Origin of the sequence: Rhizobium sp. CECT 9324, assembly GCF_918741265.1 — a bacterium.
Classification (GTDB): Bacteria; Pseudomonadota; Alphaproteobacteria; order Rhizobiales; family Rhizobiaceae; genus Allorhizobium.
Window position 1 is genome coordinate 1,795,878 of sequence record NZ_CAKKMZ010000001.1, and the last position, 16,159, is coordinate 1,812,036.

17 protein-coding genes are annotated in these 16,159 nt (G+C 60.3%); 12 read left to right on the forward strand and 5 right to left on the reverse strand.

Features of this window, described 5'->3' with window-relative positions; all coding sequences use genetic code 11:
• Window positions 1-22: 22 nt before the first annotated feature.
• Window positions 23-2,107: a lytic transglycosylase domain-containing protein gene (locus LQ231_RS08880; protein ID WP_230171078.1), complete on the reverse strand. Its 2,085-nt coding sequence runs from the start codon at window positions 2,105-2,107 to the stop codon at window positions 23-25.
• Window positions 2,108-2,326: 219 nt separating this feature from the next.
• Between LQ231_RS08880 and dapA the strand changes: the two genes are divergently transcribed.
• Together dapA and smpB are read left to right on the forward strand one after the other, a co-directional pair.
• On the forward strand, window positions 2,327-3,211 hold the full coding sequence (dapA, locus tag LQ231_RS08885) for a 4-hydroxy-tetrahydrodipicolinate synthase (protein ID WP_230171079.1): 885 nt from the start codon (window positions 2,327-2,329) through the stop codon (window positions 3,209-3,211).
• A gap of 133 nt (window positions 3,212-3,344) precedes the next feature.
• Window positions 3,345-3,824 (forward strand): SsrA-binding protein SmpB, encoded by a 480-nt coding sequence (gene smpB / locus LQ231_RS08890; protein ID WP_113140830.1) that lies wholly within the window; start codon window positions 3,345-3,347, stop codon window positions 3,822-3,824.
• A gap of 182 nt (window positions 3,825-4,006) precedes the next feature.
• Here smpB and LQ231_RS08895 read toward each other — a convergent pair whose 3' ends face one another.
• Both LQ231_RS08895 and LQ231_RS08900 read right to left on the reverse strand, forming a co-directional pair.
• Complete coding sequence (locus tag LQ231_RS08895; protein WP_230171080.1) at window positions 4,007-5,089, reverse strand: trifunctional transcriptional activator/DNA repair protein Ada/methylated-DNA--[protein]-cysteine S-methyltransferase; 1,083 nt, start codon at window positions 5,087-5,089, stop codon at window positions 4,007-4,009.
• A 114-nt stretch (window positions 5,090-5,203) separates the two neighbouring features.
• Entirely contained in the window at window positions 5,204-5,791 is a 588-nt protein-coding gene (locus tag LQ231_RS08900) for an NYN domain-containing protein (protein WP_007600220.1), read from the reverse strand.
• A 295-nt stretch (window positions 5,792-6,086) separates the two neighbouring features.
• Here LQ231_RS08900 and rpoZ point away from each other — a divergent pair, with 295 nt between their 5' ends.
• The 8 genes from rpoZ to era all read left to right on the forward strand — a co-directional run bounded on the left by rpoZ (window position 6,087) and on the right by era (window position 12,848).
• Window positions 6,087-6,482, forward strand: a complete 396-nt coding sequence (gene rpoZ / locus LQ231_RS08905) for a DNA-directed RNA polymerase subunit omega (protein ID WP_113140832.1) — start codon at window positions 6,087-6,089, stop codon at window positions 6,480-6,482.
• A 96-nt stretch (window positions 6,483-6,578) separates the two neighbouring features.
• Complete coding sequence (locus LQ231_RS08910; RefSeq protein ID WP_230171081.1) at window positions 6,579-8,807, forward strand: bifunctional (p)ppGpp synthetase/guanosine-3',5'-bis(diphosphate) 3'-pyrophosphohydrolase; 2,229 nt, start codon at window positions 6,579-6,581, stop codon at window positions 8,805-8,807.
• A gap of 239 nt (window positions 8,808-9,046) precedes the next feature.
• Complete coding sequence (locus LQ231_RS08915; RefSeq protein ID WP_007600225.1) at window positions 9,047-9,199, forward strand: DUF3563 family protein; 153 nt, start codon at window positions 9,047-9,049, stop codon at window positions 9,197-9,199.
• A 128-nt stretch (window positions 9,200-9,327) separates the two neighbouring features.
• Window positions 9,328-9,915 carry a DUF2062 domain-containing protein gene (locus LQ231_RS08920; RefSeq protein ID WP_113140834.1) on the forward strand — a complete coding sequence of 196 codons (588 nt, stop codon included), beginning with the start codon at window positions 9,328-9,330 and terminating at the stop codon, window positions 9,913-9,915.
• 2 nt (window positions 9,916-9,917) lie between these two features.
• Window positions 9,918-10,322, forward strand: coding sequence for a holo-ACP synthase (gene acpS / locus LQ231_RS08925; protein WP_230171082.1), 405 nt, complete (start codon window positions 9,918-9,920; stop codon window positions 10,320-10,322).
• A gap of 97 nt (window positions 10,323-10,419) precedes the next feature.
• A complete protein-coding gene (lepB, locus tag LQ231_RS08930) occupies window positions 10,420-11,163 on the forward strand; it encodes a signal peptidase I (RefSeq protein ID WP_113140836.1) in 744 nt (247 codons plus the stop codon).
• Window positions 11,160-11,882, forward strand: a complete 723-nt coding sequence (gene rnc, locus LQ231_RS08935; RefSeq protein ID WP_230171083.1) for a ribonuclease III — start codon at window positions 11,160-11,162, stop codon at window positions 11,880-11,882. The genes lepB and rnc overlap by 4 nt, the downstream gene beginning before the upstream one ends.
• A 9-nt stretch (window positions 11,883-11,891) precedes the next feature.
• Complete coding sequence (gene era, locus LQ231_RS08940) at window positions 11,892-12,848, forward strand: GTPase Era (protein ID WP_113140838.1); 957 nt, start codon at window positions 11,892-11,894, stop codon at window positions 12,846-12,848.
• Between the two features lie 16 nt (window positions 12,849-12,864).
• On the opposite strand, the gene LQ231_RS08945 is transcribed toward era, so the two are convergent.
• Window positions 12,865-14,022, reverse strand: a complete 1,158-nt coding sequence (locus LQ231_RS08945) for an AbrB family transcriptional regulator (RefSeq protein WP_230171084.1) — start codon at window positions 14,020-14,022, stop codon at window positions 12,865-12,867.
• A 105-nt stretch (window positions 14,023-14,127) separates the two neighbouring features.
• Here LQ231_RS08945 and LQ231_RS08950 point away from each other — a divergent pair, with 105 nt between their 5' ends.
• Together LQ231_RS08950 and recO are read left to right on the forward strand one after the other, a co-directional pair.
• Window positions 14,128-14,766 carry a TetR/AcrR family transcriptional regulator gene (locus tag LQ231_RS08950; protein WP_230171085.1) on the forward strand — a complete coding sequence of 213 codons (639 nt, stop codon included), beginning with the start codon at window positions 14,128-14,130 and terminating at the stop codon, window positions 14,764-14,766.
• A gap of 50 nt (window positions 14,767-14,816) precedes the next feature.
• Complete coding sequence (gene recO, locus LQ231_RS08955; RefSeq protein ID WP_113140840.1) at window positions 14,817-15,590, forward strand: DNA repair protein RecO; 774 nt, start codon at window positions 14,817-14,819, stop codon at window positions 15,588-15,590.
• On the opposite strand, the gene LQ231_RS08960 is transcribed toward recO, so the two are convergent.
• On the reverse strand, window positions 15,518-15,772 hold the full coding sequence (locus tag LQ231_RS08960) for a hypothetical protein (RefSeq protein ID WP_113140841.1): 255 nt from the start codon (window positions 15,770-15,772) through the stop codon (window positions 15,518-15,520). The two genes, recO and LQ231_RS08960, sit on opposite strands and share 73 nt — an antisense overlap.
• Between the last annotated feature and the right edge of the window lie 387 nt (window positions 15,773-16,159).

The following is a 16,159-nucleotide window of genomic DNA, read 5'->3' on the forward strand; positions in this document are numbered from 1 at the left end:
CGAAGATCTTCAGTGCCGTCGATCAGCGACCGAAGCGAAGGTCGTGAACGATGTCGGTCTCCTGGCCGAGCCGGCTCTTGTAGACCTGATAGTTCTCCATCACCCGCTGCACATAGTTGCGTGTCTCGGGGAAGGGGATGCGTTCGATCCAGTCGACGACCTCGTCGATTGACTTGCCGCGCGGGTCGCCGTAACGGCCGATCCATTCCGGCACTTTGCGCGGCCCGGCATTATAGGCAATGAAGGTCATGATGTAGGAGCCGCCGAATGCATCGATCTGCTCGCCAAGATAATGCGCGCCAAGCGTGGCGTTGAAACCCGGATCCGTGGTCAGCTTGGCCGGTGCATAGGCAAGCCCATGCCGGGCAGCGACCCCTTTGGCGGTCGATGGCAAAAGTTGCAGCAGTCCGCGCGCATTCGCCGGCGAAACAGCGGCCGGATTGAAAGCGCTCTCCTGGCGGGCAATGGCATAGGCCAGCGCCTTGCCGGAGCCGGCAATGTTGGCCGAGGAGGGAATGACGCCGATCGGGAAGGCAAGCGCCGGCACATTGATGCCGCGGGCATAGGCCGTCTTGCCGATCTGCAGCGAGAGCTGGTGCCCGCCTTCCGACTTTTCCGCGCGTGAACTGAGCAAAGCCAGCTCGCCGGGATTGTCCAGCTGTTCAGCCAGCGCCCGGTACAGGCTTTGCGCCCGCCATCCATGGCCGGCGGACTCATAGCGCGATATGGCCTGAACCGCTTCGCGCGACGTAAACAGGTCGCGCTCGGCGGGCGATGGCGCCGGATATGGTATCCTGATCGCACCCATCTGCACCCGCGCGCTGGCAAGCTGGCCATAGAAGGTGCTTGGATGTTGGGCCGCACGATTGAAGTAGTCGCGCGCCTTGTCGTCGCCGGCGGCTTCCGCCGCGCGGCCAAGCCAATACCAGCCACGCGAGGCGGAAAGCGGTCGGTTTGATACTTCCAGGATCCGCTGGAAATGCTTCGAGGCGGTCTTCGGGTCGTTCAGGTAGCGCAAGGCATACCAGCCGGCATGAAACTCGGCATCCGCCATGTCCGCGGTCTCGCCGGCCGCATGATGCGCGGTGACCTGGTAGGCGGCGCGGAACTTGCCGAGATCGGCGAGCCCACGCGCCACGATCCGCTGCTCGTTCCACCATTCGCCGGTGTTGATGAGCTTGGCTTTGTCGCGCGGCATCTGTTCGAGAAGCTTTGCAGCGTCTTCGTATTTGTCCTGTCGGCGCAGGTTCTCGATGCGAATGAAGAGATAGGCAGGGTCGGACGCCCAGCGGCTGTCGACTGCCTTGATCAGGGCGGCGGTGTTGCCGGATTTCTGGATCAGCGCTGCCCAGGCATTGTAAAGCGATTGTGCCTCGCCGAGCGCCGAGAAGCGCTTTGCCTGGCTCGCGCGACCGCGATACATCAGATAGTCCATGCGCGCCTTGTGGTCCGCCGGGCGCAGCAGAGAAGTGAACTCGCCGAGTATCCTGTCTTCCGTCGGCTTGTCCAGGCCGTCCTCGTGCCACAGCTTGCGGATCACCTTGGCTGCTTGCGTGGTATTGCCGATCGCAAGATGCGCTCGCGCAAGCAACATCGCGCCCTCGGTCGTCTCGGCTTCGGAATTTCCGAATGCGGCAAGAACACCTTTCGGGTTTGGATTTTCTCTGTAGAGCGCCCGTTCTGAATTGGCGCGGAACGATTTCAGTCCCGGCCAGCCCTTCAGCTCACGCTGCGCCGTGGCGATTTCGCTGGAGGATACGTCCCGCAACCCCGACATGGCGATCGACCAGGTCAGCATATGGCGATCGAGGCCAACGGTCATCCGGTTACGGATCGAAAGTGCTTTGGCACCATCTTTGTCCGACAGCGCGTCGAGCCCGGCTTTCAGCAGCGGGTTGACCTGCGCAGCCGGCGAGGATGTCTTGGGAATGGTGCCGGTCGTCTCGAAGGACGGCGGTTCGGCTTTCATCGGCGCAAAGCCCAGCGGTTTTTCCGCCGGAACCGGAACGCCTGCCGGGACGTCGGAAAGGGCGGCGGCATTCTGCACGCCAATGATCCCGGCAATGCCGAGCCCCAGGGCCGAAACAAAAAGAGACGACTTTCTCATCTACACACCAGACCTATATGCGCCACCCCTTCAGTAAGGCGAAACCTTGCTTAACAAGTCCTTAACCGGGGCGATCACATTCCGTCGATCAGCCCGTTGAAACTATCACAAAAGCACGCGACATGCGCTTGTCGCACCCGAAGGCGCGAAGTAATGTGCCCCCGATTTAAATAGAGAATGCGGCCGAAGCGTGGATATCGGCCCTGAGGAGTTCAGTGCATGTTTCAGGGATCAATTCCCGCTCTCGTTACCCCCTTCACCGAAGCGGGTACTGTTGATGAAGCCGCTTTCGCCGCCCATGTCGAGTGGCAGATCGCCGAAGGCTCATCCGGTCTCGTGCCGGTCGGCACGACGGGTGAATCGCCGACACTCTCCCATGCTGAGCACAAACGTGTCGTCGAACTCTGTATTGAGGTGGCCGCCAAGCGCGTGCCGGTAATTGCCGGTGCAGGCTCCAACAACACCAAGGAAGCGATCGATCTCGCGCAGCACGCCGAAAAGGCCGGCGCGGACGCCCTGCTGGTCGTCACGCCGTATTACAACAAGCCGACGCAGAAGGGCCTGATTGGCCATTATGCGGCGATCGCCGAGGCCGTCTCGCTGCCGATCATCATCTATAACATTCCGGGTCGTTCGGTGGTCGACATGACGCCCGAAACCATGGGCGTGCTCGCCAAGGCGCACAAGAATATTGTCGGTGTGAAAGATGCGACCGGCAAGATCGAGCGTGTTTCCGAGCAGCGCATCACCTGCGGCGCGGATTTCATCCAGCTGTCCGGCGAAGATGCGACGGCCCTCGGCTTCAACGCCCATGGCGGCGTCGGCTGCATTTCGGTGACCGCCAATGTCGCGCCACGCCTGTCGGCCGAATTCCAGGCCGCCATGCTGGCCGGCGATTATGCCAAGGCTCTGGAATATCAGGATCGCCTGATGCCACTGCACAAGGCGATCTTCATGGAGCCGGGCCTGTGCGGGGCGAAATATGCGCTCAACCGCCTCGGCCGGATGAGCCGCACCGTGCGCCTGCCGCTTCTGCCGACGCTGGAAGGTGCAACGGAAGCTGCCATCGACGCGGCGCTGAAGCATGCGGGCCTGCTGAACTGAGACAGTCGGCGCCGGGGCAAGACACTCGGCGCCTTTTCTTCCCGGTCTCTCTATACTACATAGAGGCACAGACATCAGGAACGGGAGCCCGCCGTCCACAATAACAAAAGCATCGGGCGGATCGGAATTCACCATGGCACCCAGAGGCAGCCAGCGCACCATCAACAAGATCGTCGCGGAAAACCGCAAGGCGCGCTTCAACTACGAGATCATTGACACTTACGAGGCCGGTCTGGTTCTGACCGGCACCGAGGTCAAGGCTCTGCGCGAAGGCAAGGCGAATATTGCGGAATCCTACGCCTCCGACGAAGGCAACGAGATCTGGCTGATCAATTCCCATCTGCCGGAATATCTGCAGGCCAATCGTTTCAATCACGAGCCGCGCCGCCGCCGCAAGCTCTTGCTGTCGAAGCGCGAGATCAACCGTCTGCGCAATTCGATCAACCGTGAAGGCATGACGCTGGTGCCGTTGAAGATCTACTTCAACGAAAAGGGCAGGGCAAAGCTCGAACTGGCGCTCGCCAAGGGCAAGAAACTGCATGACAAGCGCGAGACCGAGAAGGAACGCGACTGGAACCGGCAGAAGAGCCGTCTGTTGAAGACGGGCGGTTGATCGGTAAAAGCGCGCATCGCAGCTAAAGGTTACCGTGGGTGAATTTGTCTTCGAGGCAATGTTTGCGCTGGAGCGGCAAGGCAGTCTGTCCCGGTCGGTAATTTCCTGTTCGGCGCACGCTTCGAGAACCATCGGCCACACGCCGCGCGGCGACGTGCCGATGGCGGCTGAATTGGTTTAGTTCAGCCGTTTGCCGCGTGTTTTTCGCCGGCCCGTTCGACCATGCGGCGTTCGTGTTCCAGCAGCCATCGTTTGCGCCAGAGACCGGCACCATAGCCCGTCAGACTGCCATCCGCCCCGATCACCCGGTGGCAGGCGACCACGATCGCGATCTGGTTGGCGCCATTGGCGCGGGCGACAGCCCGGACGGCGGTGGGGCGGTCGATGTCTGCAGCAAGGCCTGAATAACTGCGGGTGACGCCGACCGGGATCTGACGCAGCGCCTGCCAGACGGCGCGTTCGAACGCGGTTCCATGCCCAGCGAGCCGGGTCTGGAACGGGGCCGGCGCGCCGTGGAAATAGTCTGAAAGCTCGGCCGCTATCTGCTCGATGACTGCGTTGCGCCCGAGTGTCACCACCTGGCCGTTTAGCGTCTGCAGCCGGCGGATCTCGTTCGGCAGGGCAGGGCGATCGGCAAATTCCAGCAGATGCAAGGCATGCTCGTCGGCAATCGCCATCATCGGACCGATCGGCGTTTCGATCCAGTCGGCCTTGAGCAGCGATCGGCCTTTGAGTTCCGCCGGCGCTGCGCCAAACAGCTGGGTGATGGCCTGGCGGAAGCCGCTGCCCGATTCGTAACCGGCGTCGAGCTGTGCGTCGATCACCGATTCGCCCTGGGACAGGGTCTGAGCGGCCTGGCCCGCCCGCCTCAGCCTGGCGATTTCAAGAAAGCTCATGCCGAACCGTTTTTTGAAGCTGCGCCGTACGGTCGAGGGATCGTGGCCGAGCGCGACAATATCATCCTCGCTCCAGCGCCGGACGGGGTCTGCATCAAGCGCCTCCAGCAGGCCTTTCACCATCGGATCGGGTGCACCATAGGTGAGCATCGGGCGACAGCGTTTACACGGCCGGAAGCCGGCCTCCATGCATGCGGCCATCGTCTCTTCGAAGACGCAGTTTTCCGGCTTCGGCTTGCGCGCGGTGCAGGTGAAGCGGCAAAAGATCCTGGTGGAGGTCACGCAGACATAAGCGAAGCCGTCATAGGCGGCATCGCGATTGACCAGCGCAGTGTACAATGTGTCGTGGGTGGGGCGTTTGAACAGCATGCCCCGATACTAGCGCAAAGCGCGACAGATGCCGCCGGAAATCGGGCGCCGATATTGCTCAGTGTCGCTGAGTGAGCCCAAAGAAAGCGCTATGGCCTCTGAGGTTCCGCGTGCTTAGTGGTCGTGTTCGCTTGCCGGAGCCGGCTCGCTCATGACGCGCGGCGCTCCCCGTTCGCTCGGGTCACGGCCAATTTCCGCCTTCAGCGTCATCAGGTCGATGAAATGATCGGACTGCCGACGCAGATCGTCGGCGATCATCGGCGGCTGGGTTGCCATGGTCGACACCACCGAGACCTTGCGGCCCCTGCGCTGCAGCGCTTCGACCAGTGTGGTAAAATCGCCGTCGCCGGAGAAAATGACCAGGTGATCGACGGTTTCCGACTGTTCCATAGCATCGATGGCCAGTTCGATATCCATATTGCCCTTGACCTTGCGGCGACCCATGGAATCGGTGAACTCCTTGGCCGGCTTGGTGATGACCTTGTAGCCATTGTAGTCGAGCCAGTCGATCAACGGGCGGATTGACGAATATTCCTGGTCCTCGATCAGTGCCGTGTAATAGTAAGCCCGCAACAGGTAGCCGCGCTTCTGGAATGCCTTGAGCAGCTTACGGTAGTCGATATCGAAGCCAAGGCTCTTGGAAGCAGCGTAGAGATTGGCGCCGTCGATAAAAAGGGCGATCTTTTCGCGGGGGTCGAACATGGGAATTATCCTTGGATGCAAATATTCATACTGGGCAAAAAGTAATCAAAACAAGACTTTGCCTTTCAACTTCAGAGCACTCCTAGTACATTAAGAAGTGTTCATATATGAAAAGATGTAGGGCAGGATTTCTAATATTCCAAGCACGCACAGGTTGAATCAGGTGACGCTTTTTGGCTTTCCCGCGTTTTATTAGCCGTTCTGGCAACGGAGAATGACGAAAAACTTGAATTTCCCCTCTATTGATTGTATCGCAGCCCCAATCCCATGCATTCATGACCGCAAAGGACAGGCAATGGCCCGTGTCACCGTTGAAGACTGTATCGACAAAGTCGAAAATCGCTTCGAGCTCGTGCTGCTCGCAAGCCATCGTGCCCGCCAGATTTCTCAGGGTGCGCCGATCACAATCGATCGCGACAAGGATAAGAATCCGGTCGTCGCTCTGCGCGAAATCGCCGACGAGACCCTTTCGCCAGACGATCTGAAGGAAGATCTGATCCATTCGCTGCAGAAGCATGTCGAAGTCGACGAGCCTGAACAGGATTCGGGTTCGATGATTGCTGGCTCTGCATCGAAGTCTGACGACGAAGATGACGCACCGGAAACGGTGACGTTCGACCAGATGTCGGAAGAAGATCTTCTGGCCGGAATCGAAGGCCTTGTGCCGCCGGAAAAAAGCGACGATTACTAATCGTCAACAGGTCAGACCTTAGTCTGCTTCGGACGGTTGAATTGCGTGCGCCAGTCACACAGACTGGCGCGCTTTTCGTTTCTAGGAGACGTCTGAATGATGCGGCAGTATGAGCTTGTGGAGCGGGTACAAAAGTACAAGCCCGACGCCAATGAAGCTCTTCTCAACAAGGCCTATGTCTATGCCATGCAGAAGCACGGCAAGCAGACGCGCGCCAGTGGCGATCCCTACATATCCCACCCGCTTGAGGTCGCTGCGATTCTCACCGACATGCGTCTCGATGAATCGACGATTGCCGTCGCACTCCTGCATGACACGATTGAAGACACATCGGCGACCCGCGCGGAAATCGACGAACTGTTCGGCGAGGATATCGGTCGCCTGGTCGAAGGCCTGACCAAGCTCAAGAAGCTGGATCTGGTTTCGAAAAAGGCCAAGCAGGCAGAGAACCTGCGCAAGCTGCTGCTCGCCATTTCCGATGACGTGCGCGTGCTGCTCGTCAAGCTCGCCGATCGGCTGCACAACATGCGCACGCTCGAGCATATGCGCGATGACAAGCGCGCCCGCATTTCCGAAGAGACGATGGAAATCTATGCGCCGCTTGCCGGCCGCATGGGTATGCAGGACATGCGCGACGAGCTGGAGGATCTGTCCTTCCGCTATATCAATCCCGAAGCCTACGAGACGGTGACCCAGCGTCTGGCCGAACTTTCGACCCGCAACGAAGGGCTGATCACCAAAATTGAAGATGAATTGCGCGACCTGCTTGTCGCCAACGGCCTGCTCAACACGTCCGTCAAGGGCCGGCAGAAGAAGCCGTATTCGGTTTTCCGCAAGATGCAGTCGAAGTCGCTGTCCTTCGAGCAGCTGTCCGATGTCTACGGTTTCCGCATCCTGGTCGATGATATTCCCGGCTGCTACCGGGCGCTCGGCATCGTGCATACCCGCTGGCGTGTCGTGCCGGGGCGCTTCAAGGACTATATCTCCACCCCGAAGCAGAATGACTACCGTTCGATCCACACGACGATCGTCGGTCCGTCGCGCCAGCGTATCGAACTGCAGATCCGTACCAGCCGCATGCACGAGATCGCCGAGTTCGGCATTGCCGCGCATGCACTCTACAAGGATGGCGAAAACGGCGAGCCGGGCGAACTTCTGTCGCGGGAAAGCAATGCCTATTCCTGGCTGCGCCATACGATCGAGGCGCTGGCCGAAGGCGACAATCCGGAAGAGTTCCTCGAACACACCAAGCTCGAACTGTTCCAGGATCAGGTCTTCTGTTTTACCCCGAAGGGCAAGCTGATCGCGCTGCCGCGCGGTGCGACCCCGATCGACTTTGCCTATGCGGTCCATACCAATATCGGCGACACAACGGTCGGCGCCAAGATCAACGGTTCGATCATGCCGCTGGTCACGCGCCTGTCGAACGGCGATGAGGTCGAGATCATCCGCTCCGGAGTCCAGGTTCCGCCCGCCGCCTGGGAAGAGATCGTCGTCACCGGCAAGGCGCGCGCCGCTATCCGCCGCGCCACCCGCATGGCGATCCGCAAGCAATATGCGGGTCTCGGCCAGCGCATTCTCGAGCGCACGTTCGAGCGCGCCGGCAAGGTTTTCTCCAAGGACAATCTCCGTCCCGTCCTGCACCGGCTTGGCCAGCGCGATGTCGAAGACGCGATTGCCTCGGTTGGCCGCGGCGAAATGTCGTCGCTCGATGTCCTGCGTGCCGTCTATCCTGACTATCAGGACGAGCGCGTCACCGTGAAGCCTAATGCCGATGAAGGCTGGTTCGCGATGAACAGCGCCAATGGCATGGTCTTCAAGATTCCGGGCAAGGCGCGGCTGGTGGGCGATACGCCGACGGCCGGCGATGGACCGGAGCCATTGCCGATCCGCGGTCTCTCGGGCAATGCCGAAGTGCATTTCGGTCCGGCAGGCGCTGTCCCTGGCGATCGCATCGTCGGCATCATGGAAGACGACAGGCGGATCACCATCTATCCTATCCAGGCCTCAGCGCTGCAGCGCTTCGACGATGAACCGGAACGCTGGATCGATGTGCGCTGGGATCTGGACGAGGCCAACAAATCGCGCTTTGTCGCCCGCATCCTGATCAATGCGTTGAACGAACCGGGCACGTTGGCCACGGTCGCGCAATGCGTCGCGCGTCTCGATATCAACATCCGCGTGCTGAACATGATCCGTATCGCAACCGACTTCACTGAAATGGGCCTCGATATCGAAGTCTGGGATCTTCGCCAGCTCAACCAGTTGCTCGGCGAACTGAAAGAGCTCGACTGCATCTCCACGGTCAAGCGGATCTACGACTAAACCTGCCGCTCGGCCTGCCGTTGCCGTTTCCACATGTTACGGCCTCCAGTGTGGCCTGTCTGGGCCACACTGGAGGCGACCTGCCTCAGTTTTAGTCACTATTCTGCCTAAAACGTAAACCTTCAGGGCTCAGGCATGCGTTGCGTGCATGGCTGGTGTCGCCAATCAGGACTGGTGGTTTGTGCGGCGCAATATTATCTTCTCCTCAACAGATGAAACACAGAACTGAGGACAGAAAAATGTTTGCTCCTATTCGTAAATTTGCCCGTGCCCTTCGCGTCCCGACTGTTGCCGAGCGCGAAATGAACTACCTGAACGGCGCCCGTGACCTGGTTGACCTGGAATACCGTCAGCGCGAAATCGATCGTGGCGCCTTCCGTCGCGGCTTCTAAGCTGATCGATCCCAACCGATTGTGACGATTTCGACGCCGGCTTTTATGCCGGCGTTCGCTTTTAGGCCTTGTGTCGATTTTCGGCCCTGCTCTTGCCGGATGCGTGTCCGATCCACTACATGTGCAGCATGCTTTTCCGACGCCGCCGACCACTGCCCTTGATACAGAGACTCCGGGACTTCTTTTGGCCCCGTAAGGGTTTCATGCGTTCGCTGCACTATGTCCGCAAGCGGATCCTGCGGCTGACGGCAACCCCGCACGCGGTGGCAGCCGGCGTAGCGGCAGGCGTCATTTCATCCTGGACCCCTTTCATGGGCCTGCACATCGTGCTTGCCCTGGCCATCGCCTACGTCGTCGCCGGCAATCTTGCCGCAGCCGCTCTCGGTACGGCATTTGGCAATCCACTGACCTTTCCCCTGATCTGGGCTTCCACCTGGGAAGTCGGCGAAGTCATTCTCGGTCGCGACGGACCTGGGAAGGCAGCCCCGCTCGATCTCCACCGACTGTTGCATTCCTTCGATCTGACCCACTTGTGGGAGCCGGTATTGAAACCCATGTTGATTGGCGCAATTCCGCTGGCTGCCGTTAGCGCAATCGTGATTTACGGTGCGACCTACTGGGCCGTGCACGGTTTTCAGGTCAGGCGGCGCAGTCATCTGGCAACCCGCGCCCGCCAGCGTCTGGCCGAGGCGCTTGATGGGACCGCGAGCGTCTGACCATGATCATCGGCCTTGGAAGTGACCTTATCGATATACGGCGCGTGGAAAAATCCATCGAGCGCTTCGGCGACCGCTTTACCCATCGCTGCTTCACCGAAATCGAGCGCAAGAAATCGGATGGTCGCAAGAACCGTGCAGCCTCCTATGCCAAGCGTTTTGCCGCTAAGGAGGCCATGTCCAAGGCGCTCGGAACGGGAATTGCCCAGAACGTGTTCTGGAAGGACATGGGCGTCGTCAACCTGCCGTCCGGCAAGCCGACCATGAAGCTGACCGGCGGGGCGCAAACCATTCTGCTTGGCCTGATGCCGCCCGGCCATGTGCCGTCCATCCACCTGACAATCACCGACGACTACCCGCTGGCCCAGGCATTCGTCATCATCGAAGCCCTGCCAGAGAGCAACTGAGCGGCTTGGTCGCGCCTGTTTGACATCGGCAGCGGTTGCCGCGCCGGTGCGAACCGACTAGACAGGGCAAGAAATTCGCAAAAAGGAATAGACCCGCGTGAGCGAACGAGCTGAAAAGACGCAAAGTGCCCTCTGGGAGAACATCAAGGTCATCATCCAGGCCCTGCTGCTGGCCATGGTCATCCGCACCGTGTTCTTCCAGCCTTTCACGATCCCGTCCGGGTCGATGATGCCGACGTTGCTGGTGGGCGACTATATCTTCGTCAACAAGTTTTCCTATGGTTATTCGAAGTATTCGCTGCCTTTCTCGCCGAACCTGTTCGAAGGCCGCATCTTCGAAAGCGCGCCGGAGCGGGGCGACATTGTCGTGTTCCGCTTCCCGCCGAACCCGAAGATCGACTATATCAAGCGCCTTGTCGGTCTGCCGGGCGACCGCATCCAGGTCATCGATGGCGTACTGAATATCAACGGCCAGCCTGTGCCGCGTGCGCCCGACGGTGCGTTTACCTCGGACTATCGCATGGATCCGGGCACCGACGTACCGGTCTTCCGCGAAACCATGGACAATGGCGTCAGCTACCAGACGCTTGATCAGGCGCCCGATACCCGCGGTGACAACACCCGCGAATTCATCGTGCCCGAAGGCCATTATTTCATGATGGGCGACAATCGCGACAACTCGCTCGACAGCCGGTTCGATGTCGGTTTCGTGCCGGCGGAAAACCTGATCGGTCGCGCTTCGGTGATCTTCTTCTCGCTCGGCAACGACACTTCGTTCCGCGAGATCTGGAAGTGGCCTGCCAACATGCGTTGGGATCGTCTGTTCAAGGTTGTCGAATGAAGAAGGCAAGAGGGCTCGGCGAAGAGGATTGGAAACAGCTTGAAGCTGTGATCGGTCATAGCTTTGCCGAGCGTGAACGGTTGCAGCGCGCGCTCACCCATGCGAGCGCGCAAGTGTCAAAAAGCCGTGGAGACTATGAGCGGCTTGAGTTTCTGGGCGACCGCGTCCTTGGCCTCTGCGTCGCCGAACTGCTGTTCATGACCTACCGCGATGCGGCGGAAGGCGAGCTGTCGGTCCGCTTCAACCAGTTGGTCAGTGCCGAAACCTGTGCAGCCGTTGCCGACGAGATGGAGCTTCACCGTTACATCCGAACCGGCTCCGACGTCAAAAAGATCATGGCGTCCAACATGCTCAATGTCCGCGCCGACGTCGTCGAAAGCCTGATCGCGGCGATCTATCTCGATGCCGGTCTTGAGGCTGCGCGCGGTTTCATCCTGCGCTACTGGACGGCGCGTGCCAGTCGTGCCGATGGTGCCCGCCGCGATGCCAAGACGGAACTGCAGGAATGGGCGCATGCCAAACATGCGACATCGCCAATATATAAGGTTGCCGAACGCTCCGGACCGGATCATGATCCCCGCTTTACGGTGATCGTCGAAATCCCCGGTGTGAAGTCGGAAATGGGAACCGATCGTTCCAAGCGCGCTGCCGAACAGGTGGCCGCGACCAAGATTCTCGAACGCGAAGGCATCTGGGCCAAGGCCACGGACGCGAACTGATTGGAAGATATGACAGAGAACCAAACCCCTGACGTCGGTGAAGTGACCGACGCCACCTCGACCCGAACCGGCCCGACCCGGTCGGGCTTCGTTGCCCTGATCGGCCCGACCAATGCCGGCAAGTCGACCCTGGTCAATCGCTTCGTCGGCGCCAAGGTGTCGATCGTCAGCCACAAGGTCCAGACGACCCGCGCCGTCATGCGCGGCATCGCCATCCACAAGAACGCCCAGATCGTCTTCATGGACACGCCCGGCATCTTCAAGCCGCGCCGCAAACTCGACCGCGCCATGGTGACATCGGCCTGGGGCGGCGCCAAGGATGCCGACCTGATCCTGCTCCTGATCGACAGCGAGCGTGGTTTGCGCGGTGATGCCGAGGCGATCCTCGAGGCGCTGAAGGATGTGCCGCAGCCGAAGATCCTCGTCTTGAACAAGATCGACCGGGTCGAGCGCGAGGCGCTGCTCAAGCTGGCGACGACCGCCAACGAGACCGTCAAGTTCGACCGCACCTTCATGATCTCGGCGACCACCGGTTCGGGCTGTGACGACATCATGGATTATCTGGCCGACACCTTCCCGGAAGGTCCCTGGTATTATCCCGAGGACCAGATCTCCGATCTGCCGATGCGTCAGCTGGCCGCCGAAATCACCCGCGAAAAGCTGTTTCTGCGCCTGCATCAGGAACTTCCCTATTCCTCGCATGTCGAGACGGAAAAGTGGGAAGAGCGCAAGGACGGCTCGGTGCGCATCGAGCAGGTCATCTATGTCGAGCGCGACAGCCAGAAGAAGATCGTGCTCGGCAAGAACGGCGATGCGATCAAGGCCATCTCCAGCTCTTCCCGCCGCGAGATGTCGGAAATCCTCGAGCAGCAGGTGCATCTCTTCCTGTTCGTCAAGGTGCGTGAAAACTGGGGCAATGACCCGGAACGCTTCCGCGAGATGGGCCTTGAGTTCCCGCGCGACTGATGTCGCGCGGCTCCCTTCATGCTTTCAGGCGTCGGGCAACGAAGCTTGAGATCGCCGGCCCGATCAGGATGATCAGCAACAGGCGCGTGGTCTGCAGGGCCATGACGAAGGACATGTCGACCGGCGTCGAGGCGGCGATGATGGCGACCGAATCAAGCCCGCCCGGGCTGGTCGCCAGATAGGCGGTGAGCGGATCGATGCCCTTCAGCCACCAGAGCAGGAAGGCCAGTCCGCCGCAGAAACCCATCAGCAACACGATCGAACCGACCACCTGCGGCAGCGCGCTTGCCGCATGCCGCAGGATGCGCCGGGTGAAGCTGAGCCCGATCTTCCAGCCGAGCAGGCCATAGGCGGCCGCCAGCAGCCATTCCGGCAGGTCGATCGTGATGTAACCGAGTACATGCAGCGTGGTGGTCGCGATCATCGGCAGCAGCATGGTACCGGCCGGCATTCTCACCTTAGCCCCCACGACAGCCGCAGCAAGCGCAACAGCAACTGTTTTGGCCAGTTCGATCCAGTCGGTCGGCGGAAACCAGACGATCTCCTGCGCCGCGCCGCCCTCAATGTTGAAGACGAAGGCGGCCATGATCGAGGCGCCGGTCGCGACAAACACCACCCGCAGATATTGCATGAAGGCGACGAGGCGCGCATCGGCACCATGCGCCTCGGCCATCAGCACCATGGCCGAGGCTGCACCTGCTGACGTGCCCCAGACCGCGGTCGTGCCGGGAAGGATATCGGCCTTGCCGATCAGGTAGCCGAGCAGGCTGCTGGCCGCGATGACGGCGAGCACGATGGCGAGAAAGATCGGCCAGTCATGCGCCACGGCTTTCAAGGTCTGGAGATCCAGCGAGCGGGCGATGATGCAGCCAATCAGAGCATGAGCCACCATATAGGGCACGCGATGCACCGACAGCCGGGCGCCATTGGTCGCCACCAGAATGGCGGCCGCCATCGGCCCAAGCAGCAGGGCGCCGGGGATATGGCTGAGAAACAGTGCTGCGGACAGAACGAAGGAAACCAGGGCCAGTGTGGCCCAGCGGGCGAGGCTAGGCAGCGAGGTCAGCACGCCGGGGGGTGGTGCAGGGACGAGAGGCAGCGCGGGCGGGACGGTGATCGGGGCTTCGTCCGTCACGATCGAATGCGGACTGTTTTGACCCTGATCCTCTGGCATGCGGTACCCCGTCTTTCGTCTGAGGCGCCCGTGGATGGAAAGGGCTGGACGAAACGTCGAATTAGACAATAAATGAGGCTATCCTCACAATTGAGATTTATGAATATGGTCTCGCAAAAGTCAAGTTCGCCACCGCCGCCTCAGGTGCCGCCCACCGCCAAGGAACCCAAGCGCAAGCGCGGTATCGCACGGGTTGCCAAGCTTCTCGATGCCGGTGCCGCAGTCTTCGCCGAGCAAGGTTACAAGGCTGCGACAATGACCGAAATTGCCGTGAGGGCAGGCGCGCCAATCGGTTCGCTCTACCAGTTTTTTCCCAGCAAGGATCTGCTCGCTGACGCATTGGTTGCCCGCTACGCCGAGCATCTGGCGACGGAGCTTGAGGCAATCCGTGAGGCCGCCCCGCATTTGCAGGCTGACGGCCTCGCCGGAAAACTGCTGGAATTGTTCGTGGCGCATGCAGCGGAACGCAGCCTTGTGCTCAGCCTTCTTGATGCGCGCTGGGAGCAGCCCGGTGTACGGCCCGGCGTGCTGCGGGCCAGCCTAAGGCAACAGATCGTCTCGATTCTCGCCGCGTGGCGTCCATCTCTTGCCGAGGAGGAGCGGCAGGCCATGGCGGCGGTGGTGCTGGAGGCGATGAAAACCATGGCGCAATTCCATCAGGAGGGGCGCTTTCCGGGCAAATCCCTGGCTCTGGCGCATTGGCGTCGCTGGGTGGTCACATATCTCGCCGATATGGCGGGTTGAGGTCTCGCCTGCGGTTGTTATTGAGGCCGCCGGCGGAGTAGAATTCACCGATGCAATGGACAGACGAAGCGATCCTTCTCGGTGTGCGGCGACATGGCGAAACCAGCGTCATCGCCGAAATGATGACGCGTCAACGCGGCCGTCATCTTGGCATGGTCCGCTCGGGGCGTTCGCGCTCTATGCAGCCAGTGCTGCAGCCGGGCAACCGGTTGGAGGTGACATGGCGTGCACGCCTGGACGAACATATGGGCGAATACCGGGTCGAGCCGGTGGAACTGCGGGCAGGGCGATTGATGGAAAGTGCCACGGCCGTCTACGGCGTTCAGGCGCTGGGGTCGTTGCTGCGGCTATTGCCGGAGCGCGACCCGCATCCGCATCTTTTCGAAGCGCTGGATGTGATCCTCGATCATCTGCACGAACCGGCCTCGGCCGGCGAACTCTTCGTCCGCTTTGAGCTGGCGTTGCTCGACGATCTGGGGTTTGGTCTCGATCTGGAAGAATGTGCCGCGACCGGCAGGCGTGACGATCTCGTTTTTGTTTCTCCCAAGACCGGTCGTGCCGTCAGTCGGGATGCCGGTCAGCCCTGGGCCGAAAAAATGCTCACACTGCCGGGTTTCCTGTCGCCCGGAACCCGCACCGCAGCCGATGCCGACAGTCTGGCATCCGCGTTTCGGCTTACCCGCTATTTCCTCGATCGCCACGTCTACGTGCCGCGCGGGCTCGAAGCCGGCACGGCACGCGAAGGTTTCTGTCAGGCTGCATTGAAGACCTTGCGGTCGCTGGCTGAGCCTGCCGAATTGGCTGCGCCGAAGAAGATCTCCTGATCTTCCGGCGCAGACTTCTGCATATGTTGGTGAATGGCAACCTGCAGGTCGCCAATGGTCCGGTAGCTGCCGCCATCCAGGTCAATGACTGGATATTTCACGGCAATGAACTTGAACCGATCGCCATCGGGTATGGTGATGCCAACCGGAACTCCGGCATATTCGATAACTTGCTTCTTCATAACAATATTCCCCGCCCGTGCACGCACGGAGCAAAACTAGATGTCGATGTATTGAGTTCAGTGCTTGCGCAGTGTCACATTCGACAGGTGCATTTGAGATGGGATTTGCCCATCACAAAGCGCGGGGTCATCTGCCAGGATCGGGCGGTATCATGAAACACAACTGGCATTTCGCTGACCTCCTTCTTTGGCTGCGGTCTCAAGGGCGAGACCTTACGCTGGGATCGTAGTCAGTATCGATCCAGCATCCCCAAGGTAGGTGCAGGATGCGAATCCGTCAACGGGGTTGCCAGCAAAAATAAAATAATTTTCTGCTGACGTTCGCAGGTGCACAAATTGAGGCAAAATTGATCCGCTCCGGCCGAAAAGCCGAAATAATATCTTATT

Excerpts from the sequence above, each read along its gene's own strand:
- LQ231_RS08950 (WP_230171085.1), top strand. The coding sequence starts at position 14,128 with ATGGTCTCGCAAAAGTCAAGTTCGCCACCGCCGCCTCAGGTGCCGCCC.
- smpB (WP_113140830.1), top strand. The coding sequence starts at position 3,345 with ATGGCACCCAGAGGCAGCCAGCGCACCATCAACAAGATCGTCGCGGAA.
- LQ231_RS08900 (WP_007600220.1), bottom strand. The coding sequence starts at position 5,791 with ATGTTCGACCCCCGCGAAAAGATCGCCCTTTTTATCGACGGCGCCAAT.
- LQ231_RS08915 (WP_007600225.1), top strand. The coding sequence starts at position 9,047 with ATGTTTGCTCCTATTCGTAAATTTGCCCGTGCCCTTCGCGTCCCGACT.
- LQ231_RS08895 (WP_230171080.1), bottom strand. The coding sequence starts at position 5,089 with ATGCTGTTCAAACGCCCCACCCACGACACATTGTACACTGCGCTGGTC.
- LQ231_RS08960 (WP_113140841.1), bottom strand. The coding sequence starts at position 15,772 with ATGAAGAAGCAAGTTATCGAATATGCCGGAGTTCCGGTTGGCATCACC.
- LQ231_RS08920 (WP_113140834.1), top strand. The coding sequence starts at position 9,328 with ATGCTTTTCCGACGCCGCCGACCACTGCCCTTGATACAGAGACTCCGG.
- LQ231_RS08880 (WP_230171078.1), bottom strand. The coding sequence starts at position 2,107 with ATGAGAAAGTCGTCTCTTTTTGTTTCGGCCCTGGGGCTCGGCATTGCC.
- rpoZ (WP_113140832.1), top strand. The coding sequence starts at position 6,087 with ATGGCCCGTGTCACCGTTGAAGACTGTATCGACAAAGTCGAAAATCGC.
- LQ231_RS08945 (WP_230171084.1), bottom strand. The coding sequence starts at position 14,022 with ATGCCAGAGGATCAGGGTCAAAACAGTCCGCATTCGATCGTGACGGAC.
- recO (WP_113140840.1), top strand. The coding sequence starts at position 14,817 with ATGCAATGGACAGACGAAGCGATCCTTCTCGGTGTGCGGCGACATGGC.
- dapA (WP_230171079.1), top strand. The coding sequence starts at position 2,327 with ATGTTTCAGGGATCAATTCCCGCTCTCGTTACCCCCTTCACCGAAGCG.
- acpS (WP_230171082.1), top strand. The coding sequence starts at position 9,918 with ATGATCATCGGCCTTGGAAGTGACCTTATCGATATACGGCGCGTGGAA.
- rnc (WP_230171083.1), top strand. The coding sequence starts at position 11,160 with ATGAAGAAGGCAAGAGGGCTCGGCGAAGAGGATTGGAAACAGCTTGAA.
- LQ231_RS08910 (WP_230171081.1), top strand. The coding sequence starts at position 6,579 with ATGATGCGGCAGTATGAGCTTGTGGAGCGGGTACAAAAGTACAAGCCC.
- era (WP_113140838.1), top strand. The coding sequence starts at position 11,892 with ATGACAGAGAACCAAACCCCTGACGTCGGTGAAGTGACCGACGCCACC.